The sequence below is a fragment of the Microbacterium sp. UBA837 genome, from assembly GCF_002296025.1.
Taxonomy (GTDB): Bacteria; Actinomycetota; Actinomycetes; order Actinomycetales; family Microbacteriaceae; genus Microbacterium.
In genome coordinates this window covers 1-9,551 of sequence record NZ_DBHD01000071.1, presented here as the reverse complement: position 1 = coordinate 9,551, position 9,551 = coordinate 1, and the positions used below count along the sequence as shown (strand labels likewise).

Annotated in this window: 9 protein-coding genes and 1 riboswitch; of the genes, 2 read left to right on the top strand and 7 right to left on the bottom strand. The window is 68.3% G+C overall.

Annotated features, from left to right (window positions below; translation table 11 throughout):
* The 7 genes from B3587_RS05375 to B3587_RS05345 form a co-directional block, all read right to left on the bottom strand.
* Positions 1–1,346: MFS transporter (locus B3587_RS05375; RefSeq protein ID WP_292726961.1), on the bottom strand; the 1,346-nt coding region annotated here is incomplete at its 3' end.
* A 50-nt stretch (positions 1,347–1,396) separates the two neighbouring features.
* Complete coding sequence (locus B3587_RS05370) at positions 1,397–1,756, bottom strand: Fe-S protein (RefSeq protein ID WP_292726959.1); 360 nt, start codon at positions 1,754–1,756, stop codon at positions 1,397–1,399.
* A 61-nt stretch (positions 1,757–1,817) separates the two neighbouring features.
* On the bottom strand, positions 1,818–2,291 hold the full coding sequence (gene ribH, locus B3587_RS05365) for a 6,7-dimethyl-8-ribityllumazine synthase (protein ID WP_292726957.1): 474 nt from the start codon (positions 2,289–2,291) through the stop codon (positions 1,818–1,820).
* Entirely contained in the window at positions 2,288–3,571 is a 1,284-nt protein-coding gene (gene ribA / locus B3587_RS05360) for a GTP cyclohydrolase II (protein WP_292726955.1), read from the bottom strand. The genes ribH and ribA overlap by 4 nt, the downstream gene beginning before the upstream one ends.
* A complete protein-coding gene (locus tag B3587_RS05355; RefSeq protein ID WP_292726953.1) occupies positions 3,568–4,212 on the bottom strand; it encodes a riboflavin synthase in 645 nt (214 codons plus the stop codon). The genes ribA and B3587_RS05355 overlap by 4 nt, the downstream gene beginning before the upstream one ends.
* Positions 4,213–4,224: 12 nt before the next feature.
* Positions 4,225–5,283, bottom strand: coding sequence for a bifunctional diaminohydroxyphosphoribosylaminopyrimidine deaminase/5-amino-6-(5-phosphoribosylamino)uracil reductase RibD (gene ribD, locus B3587_RS05350; RefSeq protein ID WP_292726952.1), 1,059 nt, complete (start codon positions 5,281–5,283; stop codon positions 4,225–4,227).
* An 86-nt stretch (positions 5,284–5,369) separates the two neighbouring features.
* Positions 5,370–5,529: riboswitch (FMN riboswitch) on the bottom strand.
* A 53-nt stretch (positions 5,530–5,582) separates the two neighbouring features.
* Positions 5,583–6,551 carry a sugar-binding transcriptional regulator gene (locus B3587_RS05345; RefSeq protein WP_292726950.1) on the bottom strand — a complete coding sequence of 323 codons (969 nt, stop codon included), beginning with the start codon at positions 6,549–6,551 and terminating at the stop codon, positions 5,583–5,585.
* A 101-nt stretch (positions 6,552–6,652) separates the two neighbouring features.
* On the opposite strand from B3587_RS05345, the gene B3587_RS05340 reads away from it, so the two are divergent.
* Both B3587_RS05340 and B3587_RS05335 read left to right on the top strand, forming a co-directional pair.
* Complete coding sequence (locus B3587_RS05340; protein ID WP_292726948.1) at positions 6,653–8,386, top strand: glycerol-3-phosphate dehydrogenase/oxidase; 1,734 nt, start codon at positions 6,653–6,655, stop codon at positions 8,384–8,386.
* Between the two features lie 49 nt (positions 8,387–8,435).
* Positions 8,436–9,551: FGGY family carbohydrate kinase (locus B3587_RS05335; RefSeq protein ID WP_292726946.1), on the top strand; the 1,116-nt coding region annotated here is incomplete at its 3' end.

Below are 9,551 nucleotides of genomic sequence, written 5' to 3'. Positions count from 1 at the left end.
GCCGACAGGTAAAGCCCGACGAGCGCGGGGCTCCCGTCGGCGGCTGCCCACAGCGCGACGGCGACCAGGGGAGCGAGTGCAGCGCCCAGGATCGACGAGACGTTGTACGAGACAGCGGAGCCCGTGTAGCGGACCTCCGTCGGGAATAGTTCGGGCAGCACGGCGCCCATCGGCCCGAAGGTCGAGCCCATGAGCACGAACCCGAACACGAGGAACGCTTGCACCAGCGCGCCGGTGAACTTCGGATCGGCCTGGGGGAGCAGGAAAACGGTGAACGTGAAGCCGAACACGATGATCGCCGCCGTCACCCACAGCAGCAAGCGGCGCCTGCCGATCGCGTCGGCCACGGGACCCGACAGCAGCGTGAAGATCCCGAAGAACACGACACCGATGATCTGCATCAGCACGAAATCCGTGTACCCGAAGCCGAGGCCAGGCACGTAGCTGGCCGGGTCGAAGGGCGTGCCTGCCGCTTCCGCTGCAGCCTGCGCGGCATCCGTCGTCGCCTTCGTTCCGTACGAGAGCGTGAAGCTCGTCATCAGGTAGAACAGCACGTAGGTTGCCAGCATGATGAACGTGCCGAGGATGAGCCGCCACCAATAGCGACGCAGCGCGAGGCCCAGGGGGAACTTCTGGAGCGTTCCCTTCTTTTCGGCCCGCGTGAACGAGTCAGACTCGACCAGGCGCAGCCGGACCCACAGGCCGACGATCACCATGACCGCTGAGAACAGGAACGGGATGCGCCAGCCCCAGGCGAGGAACGCGTCTGAGGCTTGGGCCGTGCCATCGGGGTGGGGGAGCGAGAGGTTGATCGCGAGGAAGATGCCGTTGGCGATGATGAAGCCGATCGGGGCTCCGAGCTGGGGGAAGGTGCCGTACCAGGCTCGTTTGCCCGCCGGGGCGTTCTCGGTGGCGACCAGCGCAGCGCCCGACCACTCGCCGCCGAGCGCGAATCCCTGCGCGAGTCGCAGCACAAGCAGGAACACCGCTGCCCAGATGCCGATCTCGTTCACGGTCGGCAGCAGCCCGATCACGAAGGTCGCGATGCCCATCGTGAGCAGCGAGGTGACGAGGGTCGCCTTGCGGCCGAACCGGTCGCCGAAGTGGCCGAACACCACGGCACCGAGTGGTCGCGCGACCATCGCGGCGCCGAACACCGCAAAGGATGCCAGCAGTGATGTGGTCTCGTTGCCCGTCGGAAAGAACAGGGCGGGGAAGACCAGAACCGCTGCCGTGGCGTAGACGTAGAAGTCGTAGAACTCGATCGTTGTGCCGACCAGGCTTGCCGTGATGACACGGCTTCGCGGGTTGGCGGGCGCGGGAAGGGCAGCGGTTGCGGAGGTCATGCGGGCCTGTCGACGAGGCGGACGAGAAAGGCGTCCGCCCCCGGCGCCGCCTAGCGCCAGAGGGTGGCGATGGCCGCGTTCACAAAGGTCAGGATGCCGATCGCCCAGAATACACCGGCGGGAGCCGAGCCGTTCCGCTTGGTGCGGGCCGATCCGATGCCCAGGAGCGCCCCGATGATGAGCAGGATGACGAGCTTCGTGCCGATCTTCATGTAGTTGAACTCGACGCCCTCGGGAACGCCCCAGGGTGCTGCCAGCGCGAGCCCCGCGACGCCTGCGATCAGCAGGCCCCAGTTCATGAGTGCCGTCACGGCCCCGGTGCGCCGCACCGCCTCGACGACCCAGGCGCCGAACAGAATCGCGAAGCCCGAGAGGTGAACGAGAAGGACGGCATGACGAAGAATCTCCATGCCGTCAGCGTACCTTATGCCTCACTGAAGGTGGAGTCTTGTTCGCCTCACCCGGTGCTGGTCAGCCCCGCAGCTCCCGCAGCGCGAGCGCGGTGCGGAGGGCGGCATCCGCAGCCTCGAAGCCCTTGTCTTCGCGCGAGCCCGGAAGGCCGGCCCGGTCAATGCCCTGCGCCTCGTCGTCCAGAGTCAGCACGCCGAAGCCGACGGGCTTGCCGGCGTCCAGGGCGACGCGGGTGAGCCCGTCGGTGGCCGCTGACGAGACGAACTCGAAGTGCGGGGTTCCGCCGCGGATGATGACGCCGAGCGCGACGACCGCGTCGGCGCCGGCATCCAGAGCTGCCTTTGCCACGACGGGAAGCTCGAACGAGCCCGGGACAGGCACGACGCGGTAGGAAGCGCCGGCGGCATCGAGTGCCCGGCGGGCGCCGTCCAGGAGGCCGTTCGCGATGGTCTCGTGCCACTGGCCCGCGACGATCACGATGTCCAGTCCCGAGCCGTCGATCGTCTCGCGCTCGGGGGCGCCGGTTCCGCTCATGCGTCGGTCCTCTCTGTCGCGACCCCGACTCCGAGGGCGCGATCCAGGTCGCCCAGAGCGATGGTGTGCCCCATGCGCTCAGCCTTCGTTGCCAGGTACTGGTGGTTGTTCGGGCCGACGCCCACGAGCAGCGGCACCTGCTCCGCGATGTCGAGGCCGAGCTCGCGAAGCTGAGCCACCTTGTCGCCGTTGTTGGTCAGCAGTCGCATCCGTTCGATGCCCAGGTCTCCCAGGATGCCGGCAGCGGCAGCGTAGTCTCGCGCATCGGCGGGCAGCCCGAGGGCCAGGTTCGCATCGACAGTGTCGAGGCCGCGCTCCTGCAGGCTGTAGGCCCGCAGCTTGTTGATCAGGCCGATACCGCGTCCCTCGTGTCCGCGCATGTAGATGACAACGCCGCCGTCTTGCGCGATAGCGTCGAGCGCGGCATCCAGCTGGGGGCCGCATTCGCACTTCAGGGAGCCGAAAGCCTCGCCGGTCAGGCACTCCGAGTGCACGCGCACGAGGGGTGCGTCCTCGGCCAGATCACCGGCCACGACCGCAATGTGGTCGGTGCCGGTGATCCGATCCTTGTACGCGAGGAAGCGGAACACGCCGTGCGCGGTCGGGACCGTCGCCTCGGCGCGCAAACTCACGCGGCGGCGGTGCACGTCCTGCGGCGCGGCCGCGCGCGGCTCGTTTTCGTCAAGGTAGGCGATGAGCTGCTCGATCGTGATGACGGGAACACCATCGCGGGCTCCGAGCTCCAGCAGCCCCGGCATCCGCATCATGGAGCCGTCTTCGGCGACGACCTCGGCGATCGCGCCGACCGGCTGCAGGCCGGCGAGGCGCATCAACTCGACAGCCGCCTCGGTGTGTCCAGCGCGCTCGCGGACGCCGCCGTCGACGGCGCGAAGCGGCAGCACGTGGCCCGGTCGGATGACACTTGAGGGCGTCGAGCCAGGATCGGCGAGCACGTTCAGTGTGTGAGCCCGATCGCTCGCGCTGATGCCGGTCGAGGTGCGGTCGGCGGCATCCACCGTGACGGTGTACGCGGTGCCGCGGGCGTCCTCGTTGACCGCAACCATGGGCGGCAGGTCGAGCCGGTCTGCCCATTCGGCGGGCATCGGCGCGCACAGCAGGCCGCTGGACCAGCGGATCGTCCACGCCACAGCCTCGGGGGTGGCGAGCTCTGCCGAGAGGATGACATCGCCCTCGTTCTCGCGGTCCTCGTCATCCGCGACGATGATCGGGCGCCCGGCGCGTAGGGCGTCCAGGGCCTCGGGGATGGGGGCAAGGCTCATCGCGAGCCTCCTTCGGTCGGGGCGGCCTCGGCCGCCGAGGGGAACGCCAGCAGACGCTGCACGTGACGGGCAAGGATGTCGGTTTCGAGGTTCACGGGCGAGCCCGGCTGCAGGGAGTCGAACGTCGTAGCCTCGAGTGTCTCGGGGATGAGCGAAACCTCGAACCACGGCTCTGTCGCGGCCGGGTCGCTCACGGCGCTGACGGTCAGCGAGACGCCGTCCATCGCGATCGAGCCCTTGTCGACGACCAGAGGCGCCAGATGCTGGGGGATCGCGACGCGGATCACGCGCCACTGGTCGCCGGGCCGCACCTCGACGACGGTGCCCGTGCCATCGATGTGCCCCTGCACGATGTGTCCACCCAGGCGTCCGCCGGCGGCGGTGGCGCGTTCGAGATTGACGAGGCGATCGACAGAGACATCGGCGAGGGTCGACATGTCGAGCGTCTGGCGCATCACGTCGGCGGTGAAGCCGTCGCCGTCGCGGGCAACGACGGTCAAACACACACCGCTGACGGCGATGGAGTCGCCGTGCGCGGCATCCGCGACGGACTTCGGTGCGTGAATCGTCACCCGGATGCCGTCACCCGACGGCTCGACAGCGGTCACGCGGCCGATCTCTTCAACGAGTCCTGTGAACATGGGGGCTCCTGACTACACCGACGACGCGTCAGCGACGGTGGTCTCGGGGGATGGGGAATCGGAGGTCTGGGCAGTGGCACGGGGGCGTGCGACAAGCAACACGTCATCGCCGAGCCGCTCGAGCGCGGTCAGCTCGAGTCGGTGAGCGTCAGCGAGGGTCGTGACCCCGATGTCGGTGACGGCCGGCCTGTCGCCGTCGGGGCCGGAGCCGATCAGTACCGGAGCGACATACGCCAGCACCTCGTCGACGAGCCCGGCGCGCAGGAATGATGCCGCAACCGTCGGCCCGCCCTCCACGAAAACACGCTGGATGCCGAGATCGCGCAGTTCGTCCAGCACCACGGTGAGGTCTGTCCCGGGCCGCTGGATCAGGGTGCGGGGATGCCTGCGCACCTGCGCGGCATCCGGAATCGCGCGCCGCCCGAGAACGACAGGCAGGGGCTGCTGCGACAGTGGCTGCCCGGCAGCCCCTCGTGCGGTGAGCGCCGGGTCATCGGCGAGCACGGTTCCAATGCCAACCACGATGGCATCGGCATCCGATCGCCGCCGGTGCACGTCAGCGCGCGCCTCGGGGCCGGTGATCCACATGCTCGTTCCGTCGGCGGCCGCGGCCCGGCCGTCCAGACTCTGCGCCCACTTCACGGTGACGTGCGGTCTACCCAGCCGCTGCACGGTGAGCCAGGTGTCGAGGAGCGCGGTGCCTTCATCGCGCAGCAGACCCTCCTCGACGGTTACGCCTGATGCCGCGAGACGTTCGGCGCCGCCGCCCGAGACGGCGCCGGGATCGTCGACCGCGTAGACCACACGGGCCACACCAGCGTCAATGAGTGCCTGCGCACACGGGCCAGTGCGGCCGGTGTGGTTGCAGGGCTCGAGGGTGACAACTGCCGTGGCGCCGCGAAGCTGGTCAGGCGTCAGCTGTGACATCGCGTCGACTTCGGCGTGTGCTGTTCCCACGCCCCGATGCCAGCCTTCGGCGAGAACCTCGCCCTCGGGCGAGAGGATGACGGCCCCGACCTGGGGGTTCACCCCGCGAGGGCCACGAAGCGCAGCGCTCAGCGCACGCCTCATAGCGGCTGTCTCGCTTGTGCCTTGACTCACTGCCCACTCCGGTCGGGTACGCCGGGGCAGGGAAGGCGGCAACGCCATGGCGTCACCTGTGCTGCCTCCCATCCGGACTGACGACACTTTCGCGTCGCATCACCGTCGGTCCCGGAATTTCACCGGATCAACCGCTGCGGTGTTCTCTCGAACACTGATGCAGCGGGTCGCGGACTGTCACCGCCGGTTCGGATTCTCACCGACCCCGGAGCACGTTCATTGCTCTCGAGTGTAGTCAACGCGCCGCGCGCGCGTTCATTCCCGGTGGCCTACGACGCTTCGCGTCCGTCGACCATGGCGCGAGCGGTGCGCTCATCGATGACGAGATCCGTGATGAGGCCCGCGGCGAGCGCGCCGCGCAGACTCGGGATCTTGGCCTCGCCGGTCACGATGCAGCAGCGCCGCGGGACCGCGCGAAGCAGATCGAAAGACGGGCCCGATCCCCGCTCGTTCAGCGCGATCCCCTCGGTGGAGCCGTTCGCGCGGTAGAACACCGTCGCGACATCACCCACGACCCGTTCTGTCTTCAGCTGCTCGAGGTCGGCGGGTTCGAGGTAGTCGCCGGCGTGCACGCGGCTGGGTACCTCGGCCCGGAAAGCTCCCACACTGAACAGCACGAGACCCATGCGGCTCTGGATGTCGAGGATGCGTCGCGTGCTGCGCTCTCGCCAGAGTGCGCGCCGAGTCTCGGGATCATCGAAGAACGCCGGCACAGGGAACTGTTCGGCATCCCCACCGTATGCGGTGCTGAATCTGCTGAGCAGTTCGCTCGCATACGTGATACCGGACGTCTTCACGTTCCCCGAGCCGTTCAGCTGCACGAATGTCGTGCCGTGCACGCGCTTGGGAGTGAGACGCCGTGCTATCGCAGCCAGTGTTGATCCCCACGCGATGCCGACCACCAGATCCGAGACGATTAGCTCATCGAGCAACTGAGCTGCTCCCTGCGCGACGCGGTCGAGGCGCTCGAGATCGCTCACCGATTCGGGGACGGGAATGACCTGTGCGCGGACGCCGAACTGGCGCCGCAGCTGCGTCTCCACGAGTCCCGGGGCGTCGAGGGGTGAACGCACGCGCACCTCGACGATTCCCTCGGCGCGCGCAAACGACAGCAGTCGCGACACCGTGGAGCGCGAGGTCCCGAGCTCGGCGGCAATGGCATCCATGGTGCGGAGCTGGACGTAGTAGAGGTGGGCGGCGGTCAGTGCCCGCCGCAAGTGGTTTGAGTCGTCGCTCACGCGAACAGTGTGCACGTATGTGCATTAGGTCTGCAACTTCGATCAGTCATGGGACGATGGGAGCACGCGGGAAGTCCCCGAGCGAGGAAGGACACCAATCGATGAGCGTCGTCGAACGAAACAGTGTCGAGCGAGGCACCGTCACCCAGTTGAGCGACCGGCCGCAGGCCGATGTCCTCATCGTCGGCGGAGGGGTGAACGGACTCGCGACTTTTCGGGACCTCGCTCTCCAGGGCGTGGATGTCGCGATCGTCGAACGCGGTGACTTCGTCAGCGGCGCATCAGCAGCGTCGTCGCACATGATCCACGGCGGCGTCCGTTACCTCGAGAACGGCGAGTTCCGGCTTGTGCACGAGGCGGTCACCGAACGCAACGATCTGCTCGCCACGGCTCCCCACTACGTCCGTCCGTTGCAGACGACGATCCCGATCTTCTCCACGTTCTCGGGGGTGTTTTCGGCGCCCCTCCGTTTCCTGCGTCACGGCGCAGGAAAGCACGTCGAGCGCGGCGCCGCGCTGATCAAGATCGGCCTTACGATCTACGACTCGTTCTCGCGCGGCGGCGGCCGTGTTCCCCGCCACACCTTCCGCGGACGCGCCGGTTCGCGGCGAGCGCTTCCGGCGATCAACGAGACCGTCAAGTACACCGCGACCTACTGGGATGCCTCGGTGCACGACCCTGAGCGACTCGCGCTCGATCTGCTCCGCGACGGGCGTGCCGCCGGTGGCGACCGCGCCCGGGCCGCGAACTACCTCGAAGTCGTGGGGGCAGCGGACGGCGCGATCACGCTTCGCGACACCGAGACAGGTGCCGAGTTCCCGTTCCGCGCCGCGGTCGTGATCAACGCATCCGGACCCTGGACCGACCTCACCAACCGCGCCCTCGGGGCCCCGACCAGCTTCATGGGCGGAACCAAAGGCTCGCACATCGTGCTCGACAACCCCGAGCTGCTGGCAGCCACGGCTGGTCGAGAGATCTTCTTCGAACACCGCGACGGTCGCATCGTGCTCATCTACCCGCTCAAGGGACGCGTCCTGGTCGGCACCACCGACCTCGAGCACGACATGGCAGAGCCCGCGGTGTGCACCGAGCCCGAAGTTGACTACTTCATCGACCTCATCGGGCACGTCTTCCCCGACATCACCGTCGACCGCTCGCAGATCGTGTACCGCTTCTCGGGTGTCCGCCCGCTTCCCGGCCACGGCGATCTCGCTCCCGGCTTCGTCTCGCGCGATTACCGTGTCGAGACCGAGCAGCTCCCCGGGTCGGCGGACACCACGGTGATCAGCCTCGTCGGCGGCAAGTGGACCACCTTCCGTGCCTCCGCCGCCCACCTCACCGATGACGCCCTCGCTCTGCTCGCTCGGCCCCGCATCGTCACGACCCATGGCCGTGCGATCGGCGGCGGAGCCGGGTATCCGGTGACCGAGCGGGCACGGCACCAGTGGGTCGCCGAGAACCGCCGGGGGCTCTCGAAGGATGCCGCAGCCACCCTCCTCGAACGCTACGGAACGACAGCCCGCGAGGTCATCGCCTTCGTCGACGAGGATGCCGATGACCGGCCACTCCGGACCCTTCCCGCCTACAGCACCGGCGAGCTGCGTTACCTGGCGAGCACAGAGGATGTCGTCCATCTGGCCGACCTGCTGCTGCGCCGCACGAGCCTCGCGTTCCGCGGTGAGGCCACTCCCGCGGTCGTCGCCGAGATCGCCGACGCCGTCGCGCCCGTCCTCGGATGGGACGAGGATGCCGCCAGGGCAGAGGTCGCCGCGGCACTTGCCGCTGTCCACGCCGCCGATCCGACGTGGCAGCCCGCGGCAGCACCGGTAGCCTAAGCGGCGCGCCATCCATCGTCTGGAGGCGCTCAACACTTCGGGAGGCATCGTGGCCGAACACGTCCTAGCCATCGACCAAGGCACCACCTCGACACGGGCGATCGTGTTCGATCGCGCCGGAACCGTGGTGGCAACCGCCCAGCGCGAGCACGAGCAGATCTTTCCTCGCGCGGGGTGGGTCGAACACGACCCCATGGAGATCTGGACCAACACCGAGTGGGTGATCTCTGGCGTCCTCGCCAAGGCTCACCTGCAGGCATCCGGTATCGCCGCGGCCGGGGTCACGAACCAGCGCGAGACCGCGATCGTGTGGGACCGCCGCACCGGGCAGCCCGTTTTCAACGCCATCGTGTGGCAAGACACCCGCACGCAGCCTCGGCTGGATGCGCTGGCCCGTGACGGTGTCGGCGATCGGGTCACCGAGGTGACGGGTCTTCCGCTTGCCACCTACTTCTCGGCATCCAAGATCGCCTGGATCCTCGACCACGTGCCGGGGGCGCGGGCGGATGCCGAAGCCGGCCATCTGCTGTTCGGCACCCCCGACTCGTGGGTGGTGTGGAATCTCACCGGCGGCACCAGCGGCGGAGCGCACGTGACCGATGTCACCAACGCGAGCCGCACGCTGCTCATGGATCTGCAGACCCTCGACTGGTCGGACGAGATGCTCGCGCTGTGGAACATCCCGCGCGCCATGATGCCCGAAATCCGATCGTCGTCGGACGTCGTGGGCGAGCTCGCGCTTCCGGGCACAGCCCGCGAACTGCCGATCGCCGGCATCCTCGGAGATCAGCAGGCCGCCACCTTCGGGCAGGCTGCCTTCGGGGTCGGGGATTCGAAGAACACCTACGGCACCGGCAACTTCCTGCTGGTGGGCACGGGGACCGAGATCGTCCGGTCCCGGCACGGTCTGATCACGACGGTCGCGTACCGGCTCGGCGACGGGCCCGCCCACTACGCGCTGGAAGGTTCGATCGCCGTCACCGGATCGCTCGTGCAGTGGTTGCGCGACAACCTCGGGATCATCGACCGCGCGCAGGATGTCGAGACCCTCGCCATGACCGTCGAGAACGCCGGCGGATCGTACTTCGTGCCCGCATTCTCGGGCCTGTTCGCTCCCTACTGGCGACCGGATGCCCGCGGTGCGATCGTCGGCCTCACCCGGTAC